General features: G+C 61.2%; 14 protein-coding genes. 7 read left to right on the top strand and 7 right to left on the bottom strand.

Going from position 1 to position 20101, the window contains the following annotated elements; genetic code table 11:
- Window positions 1–8 precede the first annotated feature (8 nt).
- From BCO18175_RS32235 to BCO18175_RS32220, 4 genes are all read left to right on the top strand, one after another.
- Window positions 9–1499, top strand: a complete 1491-nt coding sequence (locus tag BCO18175_RS32235; protein WP_174986914.1) for a flavin-containing monooxygenase — start codon at window positions 9–11, stop codon at window positions 1497–1499.
- Between the two features lie 33 nt (window positions 1500–1532).
- The gene (locus BCO18175_RS32230; RefSeq protein WP_174986912.1) at window positions 1533–2483 is read left to right on the top strand and encodes an alpha/beta hydrolase; all 951 of its coding nucleotides are present in this window, start codon (window positions 1533–1535) and stop codon (window positions 2481–2483) included.
- A gap of 222 nt (window positions 2484–2705) precedes the next feature.
- A complete protein-coding gene (locus tag BCO18175_RS32225; protein ID WP_174986910.1) occupies window positions 2706–4325 on the top strand; it encodes a GMC family oxidoreductase in 1620 nt (539 codons plus the stop codon).
- A gap of 597 nt (window positions 4326–4922) precedes the next feature.
- Entirely contained in the window at window positions 4923–5612 is a 690-nt protein-coding gene (locus tag BCO18175_RS32220; protein WP_174986908.1) for a response regulator transcription factor, read from the top strand.
- A 108-nt stretch (window positions 5613–5720) separates the two neighbouring features.
- Here BCO18175_RS32220 and BCO18175_RS32215 read toward each other — a convergent pair whose 3' ends face one another.
- The 5 genes from BCO18175_RS32215 to BCO18175_RS32195 all read right to left on the bottom strand — a co-directional run bounded on the left by BCO18175_RS32215 (window position 5721) and on the right by BCO18175_RS32195 (window position 13547).
- Window positions 5721–6695: a WD40/YVTN/BNR-like repeat-containing protein gene (locus BCO18175_RS32215; protein ID WP_217483937.1), complete on the bottom strand. Its 975-nt coding sequence runs from the start codon at window positions 6693–6695 to the stop codon at window positions 5721–5723.
- Between the two features lie 16 nt (window positions 6696–6711).
- Window positions 6712–9111 carry an efflux RND transporter permease subunit gene (locus tag BCO18175_RS32210; RefSeq protein ID WP_174986906.1) on the bottom strand — a complete coding sequence of 800 codons (2400 nt, stop codon included), beginning with the start codon at window positions 9109–9111 and terminating at the stop codon, window positions 6712–6714.
- 7 nt (window positions 9112–9118) lie between these two features.
- Window positions 9119–10825: a DUF1302 domain-containing protein gene (locus tag BCO18175_RS32205; RefSeq protein ID WP_174986904.1), complete on the bottom strand. Its 1707-nt coding sequence runs from the start codon at window positions 10823–10825 to the stop codon at window positions 9119–9121.
- Window positions 10826–10841: 16 nt separating this feature from the next.
- The gene (locus tag BCO18175_RS32200) at window positions 10842–12299 is read right to left on the bottom strand and encodes a DUF1329 domain-containing protein (protein ID WP_254608210.1); all 1458 of its coding nucleotides are present in this window, start codon (window positions 12297–12299) and stop codon (window positions 10842–10844) included.
- 267 nt (window positions 12300–12566) lie between these two features.
- On the bottom strand, window positions 12567–13547 hold the full coding sequence (locus BCO18175_RS32195) for an aminotransferase class IV (protein ID WP_174968628.1): 981 nt from the start codon (window positions 13545–13547) through the stop codon (window positions 12567–12569).
- A gap of 565 nt (window positions 13548–14112) precedes the next feature.
- Between BCO18175_RS32195 and BCO18175_RS32190 the strand changes: the two genes are divergently transcribed.
- On the top strand, window positions 14113–15573 hold the full coding sequence (locus BCO18175_RS32190; RefSeq protein ID WP_174986902.1) for an aldehyde dehydrogenase family protein: 1461 nt from the start codon (window positions 14113–14115) through the stop codon (window positions 15571–15573).
- Window positions 15574–15715: 142 nt separating this feature from the next.
- Here the strand turns inward: BCO18175_RS32190 and BCO18175_RS32185 are convergent, their stop codons facing one another.
- Together BCO18175_RS32185 and BCO18175_RS32180 are read right to left on the bottom strand one after the other, a co-directional pair.
- Window positions 15716–16315, bottom strand: a complete 600-nt coding sequence (locus BCO18175_RS32185) for a TetR/AcrR family transcriptional regulator (protein WP_174986900.1) — start codon at window positions 16313–16315, stop codon at window positions 15716–15718.
- 586 nt (window positions 16316–16901) lie between these two features.
- A complete protein-coding gene (locus tag BCO18175_RS32180; RefSeq protein ID WP_174968625.1) occupies window positions 16902–17531 on the bottom strand; it encodes a TetR/AcrR family transcriptional regulator in 630 nt (209 codons plus the stop codon).
- A 781-nt stretch (window positions 17532–18312) separates the two neighbouring features.
- Here BCO18175_RS32180 and BCO18175_RS32175 point away from each other — a divergent pair.
- Both BCO18175_RS32175 and BCO18175_RS32170 read left to right on the top strand, forming a co-directional pair.
- Window positions 18313–19170 (top strand): NAD(P)-dependent oxidoreductase, encoded by an 858-nt coding sequence (locus BCO18175_RS32175; protein WP_254608209.1) that lies wholly within the window; start codon window positions 18313–18315, stop codon window positions 19168–19170.
- A gap of 20 nt (window positions 19171–19190) precedes the next feature.
- Window positions 19191–20069, top strand: a complete 879-nt coding sequence (locus tag BCO18175_RS32170) for a phytanoyl-CoA dioxygenase family protein (RefSeq protein ID WP_174986897.1) — start codon at window positions 19191–19193, stop codon at window positions 20067–20069.
- Window positions 20070–20101 lie beyond the last annotated feature (32 nt).

Genomic DNA, 20101 nt, shown 5'->3' with positions numbered 1-20101 from the left:
GGGATCTCATGACTAAGAATCAAGCAGATTCGTGTTCGCCTGAGCACGTAGATGTACTAATCATCGGGGCGGGGATCTCGGGGATCGATGCCGCCTGTCATCTCCGCATGAACCTGCCGGGCCGCTCGTTCGCCATCCTGGAAGCCATGGACGGATTCGGCGGTACGTGGTGGACCCATCGCTACCCCGGCGCGCGCTCCGACAGCGACCTGTACACGTATGCGTTCGGCTTCCGCCCGTGGCAGGGTCGCTCGATCGCCACGGCGGACGAGATCCACGGCTATCTGGGAGAGGTCATCAAGGAATATGACCTCGGTTCGAAGATCCGCTACGGGCATCGTGTTCAAACGGTGAGCTGGTCGAGCGAACAGAAGCGCTGGACGGTCGAGGTATCGCGCAACGATACGGGCGAACACTTCTCGCTCACCACCGACTTCCTGTGGCTGGGGGCGGGGTACTACGATCATCGCCAGGGCTTTACGCCGAAGTGGAACGGCTTCGATCGCTACAAGGGAACGGTCGTTCATCCGCAGCACTGGCCGGAAGACCTCGACTATGCCGGGAAGCGCGTGGTCGTGATCGGCTCGGGCGCGACCGCCGCGACGCTGATTCCGGCGATGGCCGGCATCGCCGCGCATGTGACGATGCTGCAACGGTCGCCGACGTTCTTCACGGCGGTTCCGTGGACCCACCAGCTCGACGCGACGCTTCGCGAACTGAGCCTTCCCGAGGAATGGCGGTCGGAGATTCTGCGGCGCGCGCACCTGAAGCAGACGTTCGACCTGATCAACCTGTCCTCAGCGAACCCGGACGCCGTTCGCGACTGGCTGATCAACGAGACTAGGCAACAGCTGCCGGAAGGCTTTGACGTCGACAAGCACTTCAATCCCAGCTATCGCCCGTGGCAGCAGCGCGTGGCGGCGGTGCCCGAGGGCGACCTCTTCACGGCCATCCGGGACGGGAAGGCATCCGTCGTGACGGACACCATCGAAGCGTTCGACGAAAGCGGCATCACGTTGGCGTCGGGGGAGCACCTGCAGGCGGACATCGTCGTGACGGCGACCGGCTTCGACATGAGTGCATTCGGCCAGATTGCCTTCCACGTCGACGGAGATCCGGTCGACATGACCAAGCGGGTTTCGTATCGGGGAATGATGATCGAAGGTATCCCGAACATGGCGTTCATCTACGGCTACTACCGGTCGAGCTGGACGCTGCGCGCCGACCTCGTCTGCGAATTCACCTGCCGCGTCCTTGCGCACATGGACAAGGTGGGTGCGAAGACGGTGGAACCGTGCCTGCGCGCCGAAGACGCCGACATGCAGCGTCTGCCGTGGACGGACCCGAACAACTTCAACGCCGGGTACGTGATGCGGTCGCAACACCAGATGCACTCGCGTGGCGATCGCATGCCGTGGCAGCACCACTTCGAGTACGAGGAGGAGCGCCAGACCATTCCGGAATTGAACCCGGATTCCGAAGTCCTCGTGTATCGCTGATCTCCGAGCAACGTTCGATTAAAAGGTGATGTTATGGCACTCGATTTGCACCTCGCTGGCTTTCTCGAATCCTTTGCCGGGTCCGGCGCGAAACCGCTGCCGCAGTCGACCCCGGAAGAGGCGCGCGGATTGATGCAGCACCTGGCACGCGCCGTTCGCGCGCCAGAGTCCGTTGTCGACATTCACGGCGTGGAAGACATGACCGTTCCCGGCGCGGCCGGACCGCTGCGGGCGCGGCTCTATCGTCCGACCCAGGAGCGTCATCTGCCGACGGTCGTCTATCTCCATGGCGGCGGGTTTGTCATTGGCGATCTGGACACCCACGACAACATTTGTCGAGAGCTGGCTCGTGGCGCGAACGCGGTCGTCGTCTCGGTGGATTACCGGCTGGCTCCGGAGCATCCGTATCCGGCCCCGGCGGACGATGCGATTGCCGCGACCAAATGGGTGATCGCGAACGCGGGTGAGCTGGGCGGAAGCGACGTCGTGGCGGTGGCCGGAGATAGCGCTGGCGGCAATCTTGCGGCTGTCGTGACCCAGCAACTGCACGCCGACGGCATTTCGCTGTCCGCCCAGTTCCTGATCTATCCCGCGGTAGCACAGGACCGCTCCGATTTTCCTTCCTTCAAGGAAAACGGCGAAGGCTACCTGCTCGATCTCGAGACGATCGCCTGGTTTGACCGGCATTACGTGCTCGACGGTACCAACCGGGAGGATGCGCGACTGGCGCCGATCCGTGCGAAGGACCTTGCCGGGCTGCCGCCCGCGGTCATCCTGACCGCCGAATTCGATCCGCTGCGCGACGAGGGCGAAGCCTACGGTCGCTTGCTCCACGCAAGCGGCGTCAAGGTCGACACGATCCGGTGCGACGGCATGATTCACGGGTTCTTCGACATGGGGGCGATCTCCCCGGGCGCGCAGGCGTGGATCGAGAAGGGCATCGCGAGTTTTCGAAAGGTACTCGGCGGCGCGCGGCACCATTGATACGTTGGCGTTAGCGACTTGATTTCGCTTTTCGCCATTTCGTGGCCGCACGCGGTTCGATGGATGACCTCCAACGCTGCCGGTGCGGCCACGCAGTTCTGATGCATGACGGAATGAAGCCGATTGCGCAACGGCTCGGTGAAGCCGCGACGTGATTGGCGCAATCGATGCATCAGGTAGTTGCTTGTGAAGCGCTCAAGCATCTATCGAGGACACGGACCCGTGAAGAACTCATTCGATTATCTTGTTGTAGGCGGCGGCTCGGCAGGCAGTGTGCTGGCTTCGCGTTTGACCGAAGACCCCGATGTGACGCTGTGCCTCTTCGAAGCCGGTGGCAAGGGCGATGGATGGCCCATCAACGTGCCGGCCGCCCTGGTGCTGATGATCCCGTCTCGATTGAACAACTGGGCGTTCGAGACGGTGCCCCAGAAGGGGCTGCTGGGGCGGCGCGGCTACCAGCCGCGTGGCAAGGCGTTGGGCGGATCGTCCGCGATCAATGCGATGGTGTATACGCGCGGCCATCATGCCGACTACGACGACTGGGCTGAACTCGGCAACGAAGGCTGGGGCTGGAACGACGTCTTCCCGTATTTCAAGCGAAGCGAGCACAACGAGCGGCTTGGCAATGAATGGCACGGGCGCGGCGGCCCGCTGTGGGTCGGCGACCTGAGGACGGACAATCCATTCCAGGCGCGCTGGCTGGACGCCGCACGCGAGTGCGGCCTGCCCGTCACGGACGATTTCAACGGTGCGGAGCAGGAAGGTGTCGGCATTTACCAGGTGACCCAGAAGAATGGCGAGCGCTGGAGTGCCGCACGTGCCTATCTTTTTCCGCACATGAAAGCGCGCGGCAATCTGACGGTGGAGACCGGCGCGCAGGTCAGGCGCATCGTGTTCGACGGTAAAAGGGCCGTTGGTGTCGAGGTCACGCGTGGGGGGAATGTCGAGACGATCTGGGCGAAGAAAGAGGTGATCCTTTCTGCGGGCGCGTTCCAATCGCCTCAGCTGCTGATGTTGTCCGGCGTCGGGCCGAAGGACGAACTCGAGCGTCACGGGATCAAGGTCGTAGCCGATCTCCCGGGCGTTGGAGAAAACCTGCAGGATCACCCGGACTTCGTTGTCAGCTACAAGACGAACAGCCTGGATGCGCTCGGCGTGTCGGTACGCGGCGGGATCAAGACGCTGGGCGACATCCGGCAATACCGGAACTCGCGGACCGGTACCCTGACCACCAACTTTGCCGAGGGCGGCGCGTTCCTGAAGACGCGTCCCGATCTGGACCGACCGGATGTGCAGATGCACTTTGTCGTCGGGCCCGTCAACGATCACGGAAGGAAGGTGCAGCTCGGACATGGCATTTCCTGTCACGTGTGCCTGCTGAGGCCGAAAAGCCGTGGATCGGTCAAGTTGCGAAGCGCCGATCCGCTGGACGCGCCGTTGATCGACCCGGCATTCCTCGATCACGAGGATGATCTCGAAGTCCTGGTCGACGGATACAAGCTGACCCGGCGGTTGATGGCGGCGCCGGCGATGTCCGAGTTAGTGACGGAGGACCTGTTCGCGTCCCGGTCGCGATCGGACGACGACATTCGTGCGTTGCTGCGCGAGCGGACCGACACCGTGTACCACCCGGTCGGAACGTGTCGCATGGGGAACGACGCGCTCGCCGTCGTCGACGCTCAGTTGCGCGTACGGGGAACGGAAGGCTTGCGTGTGGTTGATGCCTCCATCATGCCGACGCTGGTGGGGGCAAACACGAACGCGCCGACGATCATGATCGGGGAGAAAGCCTCGGATCTGATTCGGAGGATCTCGCGATTCCCGTCTGCGATGTCGGCGTGAAAATCGGAATGGTGGTTTAACGGGCCCCTTCACGTGCTGGCATGCGTCAGCACCGGGGCCTCAACCGTACACGGACGTTGCGAGCACGGTGTGCGCAGCGACGCCCGCTGCCGGGAGCCTGGGGCGAGCCGGCCGGTTGAGGCAAAGCCGGACGCTCCCCGGGCATCGCGAGCTTGCTGGCGTCGAGCGCTTGAGCGGTGAGGTCGGGTGATGCAGCCAGCCGCTGATCATGAACGCACCTTTCCTCTTTGGCGCGCAGGGCAAGCAGGAGGCAAGAGAGGTCGTCACCGGCGGCCAGGCTGCCGGGTGGCGACCTGTATGCGCCAACAACCGGACGAAGACCGGTGCGTGCCTTGCCGCGATGAACCGCAGCAACAAGCGAACCAATCAGCCGATCGACCTTGCTCGGCGTCCGGCCTTGTCCGGGTGCAGGAAATATTCCTCTCCAGCCTCTATCTCAATGGCTTCGGCGTGCATCGTGCCGAACGCTGCTTTCAACTCGTCGAGTCGTGCCAGTGAACCTGGACCCCATCCGGCGTCGAACGCTGTCCGGAAGGTGTTCACGCGCACGAAAGGCGGCGACTCGGAAATTCAAACATGCACTCGCTCATACTCATCGCGGACGACGCGCCGGAAATGTCGTCAACGCTCGATACCTGCCTGACTCGCAACGGGTTTCGTACCTTTCAGACCAACACCTCCCAGGCCGTGCTTGCCACGCACCTGAACCTGAAGCCTGATCTGGTCATTCTCGACGTCCGTGAACTGCGTGCGGATACCCTGGAAACGCTGGCCAGGCTTCGACGACAAAGCGATATCCCCATCGTCGTCATTTCGGAGTGTGATCTGGACAGGGAGCGGTTGCGCGCACTGCACGCCGGCGCCGACGACTACATCGTCAGGCCGTTCAACCCGGATGTGGTTGTCGCGCGATTGCTCACGATGCTTCGCCGCTCCGGTACGCTCGCGCCCGAGCGCCGTCTCAGGGTTGGAACGCTCGAGATCGATACGGAAAGCTATATGGCGTGCGTGCGAACGCCCTCCGGCGAAGTGCCTGTTTCCGTGACGCTCGTCGAATTCCGCTTGCTGGCTCACATGGCCAGGCTGCCGGATCGTGCATTTACCCGCATCGAATTGCTCAATGCGTGCATGACAGACGTAAGCGCATCCACACGCACCGTCGACAGCCACATGACCCGGCTACGGAAAAAGCTGATGGTCTCGGGAGCGTCGGGCATTTTGGAAAGCGTGCACGGCGTCGGCTATCGTCTTCGAAAACCCGGGTGACGGGGAGGGCGTCGCTCGTGGTCTGAATCCGTGCAGGTCAGAAAGGATTCGAAGCAGCGGGCCGCGTTTCGCGAACACGGCCCGCTGCGCCGATCAGGCATCCGACAGTTACTGTGCGACGACCCCGTCGCGAGAAAAAATCAGCCACTTGTCGCCAGGCGAGGGGAGTGCGGCGGTGTACGTCGTCCCGGTCTGGGTGTGCAGGCGCTGGAACGTCTTTCCGTCATCGGCGCTTTGGGCCTGCAACCCGTCGACCCCTACCGCCAATACCGTGGAGCCTCGGGACGCAAGCGCGGTAATGGAATTCTTGGTGTCGAGCGTCGCGCGTGACCACGTATGGCCGTTGTCCTCGCTTCGCATCAACGTGCCGCGAAGCCCGCCAACCAGCAGCACACCGTTGGGAAGTGCCACGCCGCACCAGAACGATCCTTTGTAGCCGGTCTCCACGCTTTCCCACGTGTTGCCCTTGTCCCTGGAGATAAGGAGTTGCCCCTTCTCGGCCGTCGCAAAGATCTCGCCATTGCTGTTCGAAAAAAGACCAAACAGATTCAGGTCCGACTTCTTGCCGTTCGGGAGAACGGCTTCCTTTTTTGTCCAGGTCTTGCCGCCGTCGTCGGTGACGAGGATCAGCGACCAGAGTCCAACGGCCACGCCGTGGTTGGCGTCGATGAAGTGCACGCCGAACAGCGGACGATCCTCGGTCGTCGCGAGCCGTTGAATCTCCCACGTCTCGCCGCCGTCGGTCGTCTTCAGGATCGCGCCCCAGTGGCCGACCGCCCACCCCGTCCTGGCGTCGATGAAACTGACGGACGTCAGCGTCGAGCTCACAGGGACGGCCTTGGCCTGGCGGTACGTCGCGCCGCGGTTGTCGGACAGCAGGATGATGCCGTTCGCACCGACACTCACCACTCGCTGGCCTGCCCACGCTGCATCCAGCACGGCCGACTGCGTCGCGATGCTGGACTGGACGGCCGGAACGGGCTTGAGTTCCGGGGCGGATACCGCGCTTTGCATGCTGCACAGCAGCGTTCCGAAGACGACGATACCCGCCGACATCGAGAGAACCTTACGATTCATGGTCATGGAATCCTCTTCTTCTTCAATGGGCGAGCAGGCCGGGTGCGCGGGCGGGCCGGCGCCGCGGGAAGATGCGCTCGAGCCAGACGGCGAAGGCGGGCAGAACCGTCATGGCCATGACCATGTTGACGATGAACATGAATGCCAGGAGCTTGCCCATATCCGCCTGGAACTTGAGCTCGGAGAACGACCAGGTGGCGACGCCGATCGCGAGCGTGATCGCCGTGAAGATGGTTGCCGTCCCGATCTCGAGGATCGATTGCTCGAGCGCCTTGACGATGCCGACACCGTTGGCGAGATGCAGCTGCAGCCGGTTGTAGATGTAGAACGCGTAGTCGACGCCGATGCCCACCGCCAGCACCATCACGGGTAGCGTGGCGACGGTCAGGCCGATCTGCAGCTCCTTCATGAACCAATACCCGATGAAGGTGCCGATTGTCAGCGGCAGGCAGCATGCGAGGACGGCACGCAGGTCACGGTACGTGACGAGGACGAGCAGGACGATGGTCGTATAGACGTAAAGCATCATCGGCAATTCGCTGCGCTCGATTTCGTCGTTGACCGCGGCCAGCACGCCGGCGTTTCCGGAGGCGAGCCGGATCTTCACGCCCGGCAGCTTGTTGGTATCGCGAAAATGCTTCGCGGCGTTGATCACCTGGGTGATCGTGGTCGCCTTGTGGTCCGCCAGATAGATGTTCACCGCGGTCATGCTGCAGTCCTTGCGCATGACGCCGGGCGTGCGAGCCACCTCGCCGGCCAGCGACGAATAGTTGTCGGGATCGATGGGGATCGCGGACATCTTCGGATTGCCTTCGTTGTACCCCTCGTTGTATTGCCGCAGCAACGACGAGAACGAAACGACCGACAATACGCCGGGGACGGCACGCATCGACCAGACGAAGCGATCCTGGTAGGCGCCGACTTCCACGTTGTTACAAGACTGGGGAGGCGCTTCGAAGACGATGGAAATCCAGTCGAGGCCGACGTCGTAGCTCGACGCAATCGAAACCGAATCCTTGTTGAAGCGGGCGTCGGCACGAAGCTCGGGCGCGCCTGCCTGCAGGGTGCCGACTACGCGATCGCGACTTTCCCACGCCGCCACGCAGAACACGACGACGGCAGCCAGCAGGATGATCGCTGCATTGCGCGGAATGGCGACTTTTGCGAGAACCCGCAGCACGCGGCCACGACGAGCGGCATGCAGCTCCGCATTCTTTGCATAATTGCCGTCGACCTTGAGCATCGACGCTGCCAGCGGGAGCATCACCAGATTCGTGACGATCTTGTACGCCACACCGAGCGAAGCGGTGATCGCGAGCTCGCGGACCATCGGGATCGGAATCAGGATCAGCGTGACGAAGGAAACGAAAGCCGTCACGAGGGCGAGCGTGCCGGGAATCAGCAGCCCGCTGAAGCTGGACCGAGCGGCTTGCTCCACCGACTTCCCGTGCGAGATCTCGCGAACGATGAAATTGATCTGCTGGACGCCGTGTGAAACGCCGATCGCGAACACCAGGAACGGAACCAGCACGCCCAACGGGTCGAGCCCGTAGCCGAGGAGATGCAGCGTGCCGAACTGCCAGACGAGCGAGACGAGCGAGCATGTCAGGGGCAGGATCGTCAGGCGAACGGAGCGGCAGTACCAGTAGACGGCCAACGCGGTCAGGAGCAGGGCGATCGCGCAGAACTTCAGGACGGACGATGCGCCGTTTGCAATATCACCGATCTGTTTCGCGAAGCCGATAATCTGGATTTCATAGTTCGAATCCTCGAACTTCGATCGCAGTTGCGATTCGAGCGCCTGATCGAATGCCACATAGTCGACCCGTTCACCTTTGGCATCCAGCTCGTTGAGGTCTGCGGTGATCATTGCACTGCTTTGATCGCGCGACACGAGGCTGCCGACGAAACCGCCCTGGGCGGTCGAGCGCGAAATGGCACCGACCGTGTTGCTGTCGAGCTGATCGGGCGTCACGGTGCCGGGAATGAGCGGGTCGGCCCGGAATCCGTCTTCGGTGATCTCGTTGACGAATGAATTCGGAGTCCAGAGCGATTGAACGCTGCTTCGAGACACGTTCGGCAGAAACGTAACTGCCTGGGTGACTTCATACAGGCGCTTCAACGCGGCCGGCGTCCAGATGCTGCCCTTGCGGGCCTTGACGACGACGATCAAACGGTTGGCGCCGAGCAGGTCACCGCGATACTCGTTGAACGTCTGAGTGTATTCGTGGCCAAGCGGAAGCTGCTTCTCGAACCCGGCATCCATGCGAAGCTTGACGGCGAAGCAGGCCATGACGACCGTGAAGAGAACCAGAAGCCCCAGAACGAGACGCCTGTGACCGAACAGCGTATTTTCCAGCGAATGAAGAGTTCTTAGCAGCTTGCTGGGTCGGGCTGCGTCGGAAACAGGCGTTTGATTCATATTGACCTCAGAAATTTCGAGATGCGACGATTGCCACGAAGTCCCTGTCACGTAGCGGGTTGGCCAGCGGGTTGGTCGGGCCCATGAAACGGGTGTAATTCAAGCCGACCTGCCAGTTCGCCGGGTTCTGTATGAAGTTCACATACAGGTTCATGGCCGTCACGCCGCGCATGAACTGGGCGTTCACGTTCGGCGTATTGCCGAAGAGGCCGTACCGAAGGTAGATCCCCGGATTGACCTGCCACCCGGGAATGACCGTGCCGTCGTAAACCCAGTTGAAATCGACGTCGATCCCGCCCGAGTATTTCGTGCCCTGTGCACTACCCGGCGAGTTGAGTGCGCCGGTCGCGAACAGATCGTTGAATTCATTCCCCCACAGAAGCGCACCCGGAGAAATCGGCGACCCGCCGTAGCTCTTGTGAAGCCCGGGATACGCAATGATCACCGTCTCGGTCGTCAGCGTGGCGGTCTGGGCGCCGAGCAGCTTGAGGAATGCGCCGGAATTGCCCGGCTGGAGCGAGTAGAGGGTCGTCAGGTGCCACTGGAATCGCTTCTCGTCGACCCAGCAGTTCCCGCCTTGCGCGACGCATCCACTGGCCGGATTCAGCGGAACGGCATCGCGCGGGCGGTACGAGAGCTCGGTACCGATTGCCCAGTCGCCAACGGGGAAGTTGGCGCTGACACCGATCATGTGACGGTCTTCCGGAAACCGGAAGACCGTCCCGCCCGTCGAACTCAGTGAGACTTGCGGGAACTTGTCGTGGTACGCGATCGTGTAGAAACCGAGATTCAGGTCCGTTCCCGCGGGCTGGTAGCGAATGGAGAAACCATACTGCCCGCCGTTCTTCGGATGGACGGTCGAGACGCCATATGCGTTGTTGCCGGGCCCGACGATCTGATTCGACCAATAGCTGCCAACCGGGGGAAGGTAATTCTGGTTCCAGTTGCTCTGGATGTACCCTTCGACGTTCACGCCGTGACCCACGCCGGACGCGACACTCAGTATCGGTGCAGGCAGGATGAATTCCTTGACCTGCGCGCCGGGTTGGGACGCGCGATTCACGTCGATCGCATTCGTCGCATTGACCCCGCCGACTTCCCAGATGCTTTCGCCCCAGCTGACGACCTGGTTACCCACGCGGATGCGCGCAATCTGGTCGCCGACGTTGAACTGCTTGCTGACCCACAGGTCGAGCAAGCGCGGCTTGAAGCGGATGTTCTTCTCGGCGTCGGACGAGAGCCCGCCGTTCAGGCTGGGTGGCGGGTTATAGAAAAGGTTCTGCCCGCTGGTGGCACCTGTCGTGTGGGTGCCGGAGTAGTCGTATTGCCAGGTGCCACGTGCCATGAACGTGAGCCCCTGCGACGGCATCTTCAGGAGCAACTCGTGGCTGCCCTTGAGATAGCTCGTGAACGGATCGCCCTTGCCGTAGTTGATGTCGCCCTGATCGGAGAGGCCGCTCAATTGACCGAGTCGACCGCCACCGGTCTGCGCACCGGTGGCCTGGTTGTAGGTCGGCGATACGAGATTGGAACTTGGCGAGGCAGTGCGAATGCCGACGCCTGCCGATACCGTCGAATCGAAACTGCCTTCAACGTTCCCGATCGTGAACGTGAAGGCGTGCGCGCTGCCGCACCCGACGGCGACAAGCGCCGCGATCGCCGCGTGCACGAAAGCCACGCTGGATCGGGGCTGTAATGAGGAGGGGGTAGCCATTTTGTTTCGGCTCCTGTCAACGCTCGCTCAACGCGCGGAGATTATCGGCGTTGTAGAAGCTCGGCTTGTAGTGTTGGTCCGCCGACGAGTCGACCGACCACTTCGCGTCCCGTCCGGCTGCGAGCATCGAACCGTCCACGAGGTACCGGCCATCGACGAGGTTGTATTGAGCGAATGCGAGCGTGTCGCAGCTCCCCGTCTCATACACCGGAATGATGTAACCCTCGCGAACCTTCGAGATGTTCCCCTGGGCATCGTAGTCCACCGCGCCGAGGTAGCTCCAGCTGTCTTCGTCGACGTAGAAGAGGCGCTTGGGCGCGGTATGGCGCATACCCTGCTTGACGGTGGCTTCCACGACCCACACGCGATGGAGTTCGTAGCGACGCTTCGACGCGTTCACGAAGTCAGGGCCGTACGCATCTTCGAATTTGTCCGAGAAGTCGTACATACCGAGGTCGTTATAGGTAACGATCATTTCCTTCTTGCCGAGCAGCTTCCAGGAGAATCGGTCCGTCTGTCCGGAGAACACCAGCGCTTCATCCATGTTGTACTGGTTGTCGAAGCCGATCTGAGGCGCATCGTACGCATACGACGGCATGCGACGGGTTCGGCGCTGCCCCGGGAAGTAGTAGAAGACTTCGGTCGGCTTGCCGGCGTAGGTCGTAAAGATCGCGGCCTGGCCGGCAATGGCCGCCGGCGACTTGTACGCGTAGTAGGCGTTTCCTTCGACCTGATTGACCTTCGCGAACGTCGTGCCGGCCTTGTCACCCCACGGCTGGTAGATCCATGCGTCGGAAACGTTCTTGATCCAGTCGGACGCGCCCTTCCGCGGGGAGACGACGGTGATGATGTCGCGCATCTCGACGCCGGCGCCGCGGTAGTGCACCTTCGCGTTCCACATTACTTCCGCGCCGGTCTTGGGCGCAGGGAACGGGTAGCCGGGAAGATGGGCATCGGCGAGTTCCGACCCATCCGCGGACATCTTGGCGAAGCCCGCGTTGTTCTTCGTATTCTCCGCGACGAAATCGGGGACGCCGCACGTGCGCCGCGACGGGTACACCGGCATCGTGAAGCCCTTCAGGTTCTTCAACAGTGCAATCTGGCCCGGGTTGAGCTTGTCCGCGTACTTGTCGACGTTACCGGCGTCGATCGTATACAAGGGCTTGTCGGACTTGTATTTGAAGAAATCCGCGCGGCGCTTGCCGTAACTCCAGCCCGCCCCGACGTTGCCTACGGGCGTCCATGCGGGAATGCCGCTCGCGGTGCCGGCGACTTCAGCACCCGACGGTGTATGAGATGCATCCGTCCCTTCCGCAAGCGCACCGGTCAAAGACATCGCGACTGCGGAAGCGATGACGGACAATTTCGCTGCCGATCGGATGAGCGAAGCAGATTTCTTGAAAGCATGAGTCTTGACCACGGCTATCTCCTTGACCTTGACCAGGTGACGTGCGCCCGCCAAAGGGTTGTGCATAGGTGAATACGGATGAAGGTACCGATAGTCCTGTCCGTTTGTTAGCTATGCGAAATGAATTGGGGTGTGCTTGTACTTTGTTTTGTTGAATCACCGAACTCCAGGTCGTCGCTATAACGTAGAAGTTCGTATCGTCCGGCGCCTGGGTTAGGCGCCGGACGGTTTGTCAATGCATGCAGCTATTGGGCGCCTACCAGGGCCGGATGCGGCTTGTTCGACCGGGCCGGCTTCGTACGCGCCACTTTTGAACGGCTTCTGGCTTCCGGCTTATGCCGGGACCGACGAGAAGTACTCAGCCGGCTGCGCGTGCCATCCTGCCCAGCGCTTCTCCCAGTAGAGGTTGTGAATCTTCTCGGAGATCGGGCCGGGGCCGTTGCGGTTGCCGAGCGGCTGATCGTCGATTGCGCTGACGGGCATGATCCCGCCTGCCGACGACGAGGTGAATGCTTCGTCAGCCTCGCGCAGCTGGGTCGCCGTGTACTTGCCGATGTTCACCTTGAGGCCGAGCTCGGCGGCGATATCGAAGACGCTCTGGCGCGTGATGCCCAGCAGGCAGCCTTCGGCAGGCGTGTAGAGCTCCCCGTTCTTGATGAAGAACACGTTCGCACCTGCTGCTTCGGTGAGGTTGTCGCTTTCGTCGACGAGAACCGCCCAGTCCTTCTCCTGCGTCATCGCTTCGAACAGCGCGAGCTTCATGTCCATCCAGTGGAAGTTCTTGGCCGTGGGATCGACTGCCTTCGCGGAAATTCGGTTGTACAGCTTGCTGATCAGCAGGTTCGAGCCTCGCGTGCGGACCTCGTCGTCGGCCTGGAAGAAGAACGGCACGGCAAACGCGAACATGGCGTTCTTCATTGCGCCGCGGTCGCGGCGATCGACGCTCAGCGGGCCGCGGGTGACGCACCACCAGACGTACGCATCCTTCAGGCCGGCGTTGCGCACGAGGTTGTGGAGAATCTCCTTGACCTGCTCGCGATTGAACGGATTCTCGAGGAAGAACTTCGCCGACGACTCTTCCATGCGCGTGAGGTGATCGTCGAGCCGGAAGAAGTTGCCTCGCGAGACGGTGACGACATCGTAGGCCGCGTCGGCGTGCAGGAATCCCGCGTCGACGAGCGGGACGGTCGCTTCGGTGATGGGAACGTAATTGCCGTCACAAAAGGCGCTGCCATCTTCGTAGCGGGGTTCATGCGGAGCGCGAGCATGCAGCGGGTTCTCGTGCATGATCTGCTGGACTTGAATGATTGCCATGGTAATTACCTTTCGCTCCCGAGGGAGTGTTGTCGTTCGATGTTGACGTCAAAAGCGACCGGATCGCGGTGCGCTTCTTTGCGGATTGCTTACTTCCTGGCGATCCGGCGTGAAGTCTGCCATATGACTTGATCAAATGACCGTGTAGTAGAAAGTATTGCTCGAAAAATTCCTTGTCGATGAAGGTTAACCCTCTGTGAGGCCTGCCTGGATACGTGAGCGGCGAGCAGACCTTTGTCTGCCGGCCGTGATGGTCGAATGTCCGTTTCGGCAGACCAAACCGATCCGCCTGGGAAAAGTGGCTTCGGCGTGTCGCGAGCTTCGCCGGAAGCCGCCTCGTGGTTTCGTCTCCATCATCATCGGGTCACACCCGCTGCAGATATTTTGCAGCGGCATGGCTGTTCGTTCCCTGAAGCGTCTTACTTCGAAGTGCCGGTGGCAATACTGATTATTACTGAGTCGTGTGACTTGGCCAAATGATCAAAAAAGACGATAGTATGGATCTTACGGGGCGATGCCGATGCTGAAGACTCGCCCTCGATACCAACTGACATGGAGCGAGCAGATGCCGATTTTCGAAGCAGACCATCTCCGCAAGGCGTTCATAGGCGGCCGTTGGGTAGAGCCTGCGAACGGTGGCGTAGAGCACGACATCATCAACCCGGCGACGGGCGAAGTCTCCGGCGTGTTGCTGTTCTCTGACGAAGCCGATGTGAACCTGGCCGCGGAGGCGGCGCGCGACGCCTTCGCGGCATTCTCGAACACGCCCCTCGTTGAGCGGCTCAAGCTGCTCGAGCGCGTGATCGGTGCATACACCGAGCGGTTGCAGGATATGGCCGACGCAATCACGCTCGAGATGGGCGCGCCGATGGACGCCATCTCTCGCCCGCTTCAGGCGGCGCTGGGGCTCTGGCACCTCCATACGACCCTGGAAGTTGCGAAGCAGTATCCGTTTGAACGAACCCAGGGCACGTCGCGGATCGTCAAGGAGCCGGTGGGGGTGTGCGGGTTGATTACGCCCTGGAACTGGCCGATGAACCAGGTCATGTGCAAGGTGGCGCCGGCGCTGGTGGCGGGTTGCACGATCGTGTTGAAGCCCAGTCAGAATGCACCGTACTCGGCCATCGTTCTTGCCGAGATCCTCGAGAAGGCCGGCGTACCGCCCGGCGTATTCAATCTCGTGCAGGGCGCCGGTCAACGCCTGGGCAGGGCGATTGCATCCAGTCCGCTCTTTGACATGGTGTCGCTGACGGGTTCGACGAGCGCTGGCGTGGAGGTCGCTCAGGCCGCTGCGACGACGATCAAGCGGGTGACGCTGGAGCTGGGCGGCAAGTCGGCGAACATCATTCTGGATAGCGAGAACTTTCAGCAGGGCGTCACGCACGGGGTGCTCCAGATGATGGCCAATTCCGGCCAGACCTGCACCGCGCCATCGCGCATGCTGGTGCCGGCGCATCGGCTCGAAGAGGCGGAGCAGATCGCGGTCGCTGCATGCGGGCAGGTCGTCGTCGGTGATCCGCGCGATCCCGGTACGACCATGGGGCCGATGGCGAACCAGCGCCAGCATCAAAAGGTGCAGGAGATGATCCGGGTGGGAATCGACGAGGGCGCGATGCTTCTATCGGGTGGGCTCGGCAATCCCTCCGGGCTTGAGCGAGGCTACTACGTCAAGCCGACGGTGTTCAGCCGCGTGAACAATCGCATGAAGATTGCAACCGAGGAGATTTTCGGCCCCGTATTGGTGATCATCCCCTATCGGGATGAATCGGACGCCGTCACCATCGCCAACGACTCGCCGTACGGATTGTCCGGCTACGTCTATGGAGACTCGATCGAACAGGCGGAGCGCGTCGCCAGAAAATTGCGGACGGGGATGGTGCATTTGAACGGCGCGGCTGTCGATATCGCGGCGCCGTTCGGTGGGTACAAGCAATCCGGCAATGGACGAGAGTGGGGCTACGCCGGTATCGAGGAGTTCCTGGAGACGAAGTCGATGTTCGGCGCGACGCCGGGCGCCGTCAGCTAGCGGGAATCGACGACGGGCGTCCGGCGGTATGCGGACGTCCGTCTACGGAAAGGTGGCAAGGTCGAAGCGTGCGATGAGGCGGAGCACTGACGGGTGCTGTCGGGCTGCCGGCTATGGGTGCAATGACGCGCCGTGTCGACGCTCAAGCCTGTACCGTCGAGCTCGAGAGGGAGGTGGCAAACGCCTCCAGCGCTGAACTTGCATGATCCAGGTTCGCCCTGAGCTGGCGGATATTCGTGTCCCCGTGCCAACTGTTCAGCAATCCATCGATCAGGATGATGCTCATTCTGGCGACGGATTCAATCGCGTCATGGTTGACTTGCGGCGCGCACTTGCCGAGGTAAGCGATCGTTCGCTCGATCGTCTGGACATAGGTTTTCAACGCGAAATCGGGGCGATGACGCTCTGCCCACTGGATCAGTTCAGACTGTGCGCGGGCGTACGACGGATGCTGCACGAGCCATTCGACCATCTTGCGCAGCTGCCATCCGGCGAGTTCGCCGAAAGAATGGATTTTGCTGTCAGCGGGGGCATTCGCTGCGAGAAGGTCGAACAGGGATTCGTAAACCGCATCGAACAGATCGTCCTTGGTATGGAATACATAATGCAGCGATGCCAGAGGGCAGTTTGCGGCTTCAGCGATTCGCCGCGTGGTGGCTCCGGCAACGCCGTGCGCGGCGATGACTTCGACGGCAGCGTCAACAAAATCTTGTCGCCGCAACGCAGCGCGAACTCTTGTCATTGGTAAACTCCGGTACCCGAAAATCCTCTTCCGTTCACGTCATACACAGGTGTAGTGTTTATCCGTGATACATGGTCAAGTGACCATAACGCTCGTGAATTATGTCGGCTTCTTGAAAGTTTGTCCATGAATGAGCCGGGCCACGGGTGCCCTGAATATTCAGTTCGCTTGGTTGAGCTGATTTTGGAAAATGTGATCGCGTGACTTGATCATTTGATCGGTCAACGTTAAGCAGACAAAGAAGCGCTGTCGATGGAGGTAAACCCGTGAGCGCGAGAGCGGCAACGTAAGACCGAGGGCCGCCTGCCGGGAGCGTCAGGTTTCGATGCGATTGGAAACGGGCTGCTTGGTCGCAGCCCGTGTGGATTTTCGGCGGTGCCCATCACCTCGCGTCGCACTTGCGCGGCCGGACGTGCACAACGGTTCGTGAAAGCACCTTCGAGCAGCGCTAGCGAGTAGGGCGGCGCACGGGACAAGGCTGAAAATGTCATGCGCCGCGCACCGTGCGGTCATTTTGAATAGGCGACGTGACGCTGCCGCCGTGAGGACACCGGGGAGCCGGTGCCTCGGGGCAGGTGGCAGGAGCTTATTGCTTCCGTACCGACTTGCGAGGGGTCTTGGCGGCAGGGCGAGCGTCCAGAAGCGTCGTCGCATAGGCGGCCAGCATCTTGCTGGCGTGGTCGACATCGGTGGCCAGACGCTTCGAATCTTCCTGGGCAAACCACGAGAAAAGCAGTCCGTCGACCAGGGCAATGCTCAGCCGCGCGATGGCATCCAGCGCCTTGGCATCCGCGCGAGGCTCGGCGGCGGCCAGCATGGAACGGGCACCTTCCTGGGATATGCGAAGGGCGCCAATGGCCATGTCGGGCTGATGTCTGAGCGCCCACGTGTACAACTCTGATTGAGTCTTCGCGTATGCCGGGTTTGCTTCGAACCAGGCCATCACGGAGCGCAGGTTGAACTCCGCCAGTTCCGACAGGGTGCCGTGCTCCGGTGCCTCCGGGCTATCCGAGCGGATCAAGTCGATCAAGGACTCGTAGACCGCGAATAACAGCTCGTCCTTTGAGTGAAAGACGTAGTGCAGGGAAGCCAGTGGGCACCCTGCGGCCTCGGCGATGCGGCGGGTCGTGGCACCCTTCACACCGTGCTCTGCAATCACCGCGACAGTCGCCGCTACGAGGTCCTGGCGGCGGACTTCAGCCCGTACTCTCTGCATTGGCCAGAGCTCCGTTTTATGTCTTCGTCCAAAGGTGCTACCCGTACAGGGTAGTCGAATCCTCGGATATTAGCATGACGATGGACGGCATTTCGCAAGCAACGCAAGGCGTTGTCCTGCACGGATGTTGTGCCGCCATGGCGGCGCGGGAAAAGTCGTTCGCAGGGACGTGTTGCGCGTGATCGCAGCATCGGTGCATCGCGGTGCCCGGCAAACATTACGAAGCCGACGCGACTCGGCAGCCTGCTTCGGGAACCAGGGGCGCACTCATTCATTGGGCATCCGCCCGGCTGATCAAGTGATGCTCCGTTTGTCTGGCGGCGTTTGCGTTCCGGTTTCGATGCTGCTGTCTCGGGAGATACGCAAATGCGGTGACCGACGTGCGTCCGCGAAAAGGGCAGCCACGCGTCGCGCGGAATGGGCGCAACTGCGTTGCCTTGTACGGTGCCTTCATGAGGTGGCTAATGGAAACTCCGTATTCCAAATGTCCTGTCGAGGCATAAGATTCGTGCCTGTGGATACGTGGTCATTTGATCAAGTCAACTTGTCTGCACCGCTGACGTGACTTTGGGTATTTCTTGGTGCAGCGAAATCCCCGCTCCGGGGCATGTGTTTCGCCACCGGGCGTGTCAGCCGCAATACAGGGAAGGATGATCACTTGAATCGGGTTGGCATGTGCATTGCTTTGTAGTCATATGACCAAGTCGTGTGATCTTGTTTGTTGACTTGAACGATGAATCTCTCCTGGTGGTGTGGTCAACGACAACGATAGGGAATGCGAATGAGCAATTTGATTGCTGTCCTGGGCCTGGGGGCGATGGGGTCTGCAATTGCCACCTCCCTGATTGCGGATGGCGAGAAGGTCGTCGTCTGGAACAGAAAAGCGGAGAAGGCGCAGCGAGTGCTTGAACTGGGCGCACGCGTTGCCGATAGCGCCACGGCAGCCTGCGATCAGGCAGACGTCATCGTCGTCGTGACGGCGACACCGATTGACCTCGCGGCGGACTTCGAGGCGCTGGGCGAGCGGCTGAAAGGGAAAATGGTGGTCAATCTGGCAACGGGGCGCCCATCCGAGGTCCAGGTACTGGATCAAATCGTGACGGGTGCTGGCGCAAAATTCATCAGCGGAACAATCCAGTGCTTCCCGCCCGATATCGGCCGTGAGAGCGCCGTCATCCTTTTGGGTGGCGACGAGAAGATCTGGAGCGAGGTTGAGCCTCTGCTTCGAAAGATTGCGCCGCAATCCACCTACGTTAGTGCCAGACCCGATGTGCCGAACGTGCTCGATGCAGGGTTGACGGGCACCTTCGTTTTCGGCGCTGGCGCAGCCTTCCTGGAAGGTCTCAGATTCGTGGTGAATTCAGGCATTTCGATCGACGAGATTCGCGACCTGATCCCAACTTATATCGTCGGTCAGACCCACTTCATCGAAGGTCTGTTCGAATCCGTGGCGGCTTCAGACTATCAACCACGAGGCGCAGATCTGGATATATACGCGCGGGCCACCGGACTGTTTCAGCAAGCGCAGGAAGATATCGGGCAGCCGCCTCGAATTCTGAAGGCGCTACGCGAGCGAATCCTGGCGTCCATTGCAGAAGGCAGTGGTGACCGAGGATACGCTGCACTTTTCAATCATTGACACCTGTTGGAGGAAGCACCATGTCGTTGCAACGCCTTTCAAGCGATAGCACTCCTGAAGATCTTGCGAACGCAGTTCGCCAGGATGGTGGAGCGATCGTCAAGAACTTTCTCGGTTCCGACTTGCTCGCGCAGATCCAGCGGTCGCTCTTTGACACGCTCCAGTCCGCTCCGAACGGAGTAGACGATTACTTCGCCGGTACACAGACGCGTCGGGTCTCGCGCCTCTTTGCGCGTACCGACTGGATGGCCGAAGTTGCGTTGCATCCGCTCTATCTGGGCGCGGCGCGCAACATCCTGCAGACGCCGATCAAGATCTGGAGCGGCGAAAACCAGGTCGACATCGCTCCCGATATTCAGGTGGGCGTGACGCAAGCCATTCAGATCCTGCCGGGTCAAGGCCTTCAGCCGTTGCATCGTGACGATTCCGTATGGCTTTGGCGGCACCCGAACTATGGGCGCGAGGCCCGGTTCCAGGTCATGGTGGCGGTATCCGACTTTACGGCGGCAAACGGCGCCACGCTTGTCATCCCGGGTAGCCACAAGTGGGACGACGAGCGTAGCCCCAAGCAGGAGGAAGCCGTTTCCGCGGAAATGTCCGCCGGCGATGCGCTGTTCTTCATCGGCTCCACCTATCACGGGGGCGGAAAGAACACCAGCGATGCACCGCGCACCGGCCTGACGATGTCGTATGACCTGGCCATCCTCCGGCAGGAAGAAAACCAGTACCTCACGTTGCCCATCGAGCGCGTGAAGCGCTATCCGGAAGAACTGCAGCGCCTGCTCGGCTGGACGTACGGCACGACTTTTGCCGGCTTCGTCGAGCGTAACGGTCAAATGTCGGATCCGAATGACCTGTTGAAAATGAAGGATTTCCTCGAGGTCGGGCACTTCGATTAACGGTCGGGATGGGTGATGGGATCCTGGCCCGG

This window comes from Burkholderia lata, from assembly GCF_902499335.1.
Taxonomy (GTDB): Bacteria; Pseudomonadota; Gammaproteobacteria; order Burkholderiales; family Burkholderiaceae; genus Burkholderia; species Burkholderia lata_B.
The sequence above is the reverse complement of the archived record's forward strand: the minus strand, read 5'-3'. Positions and strand labels throughout refer to the sequence as shown.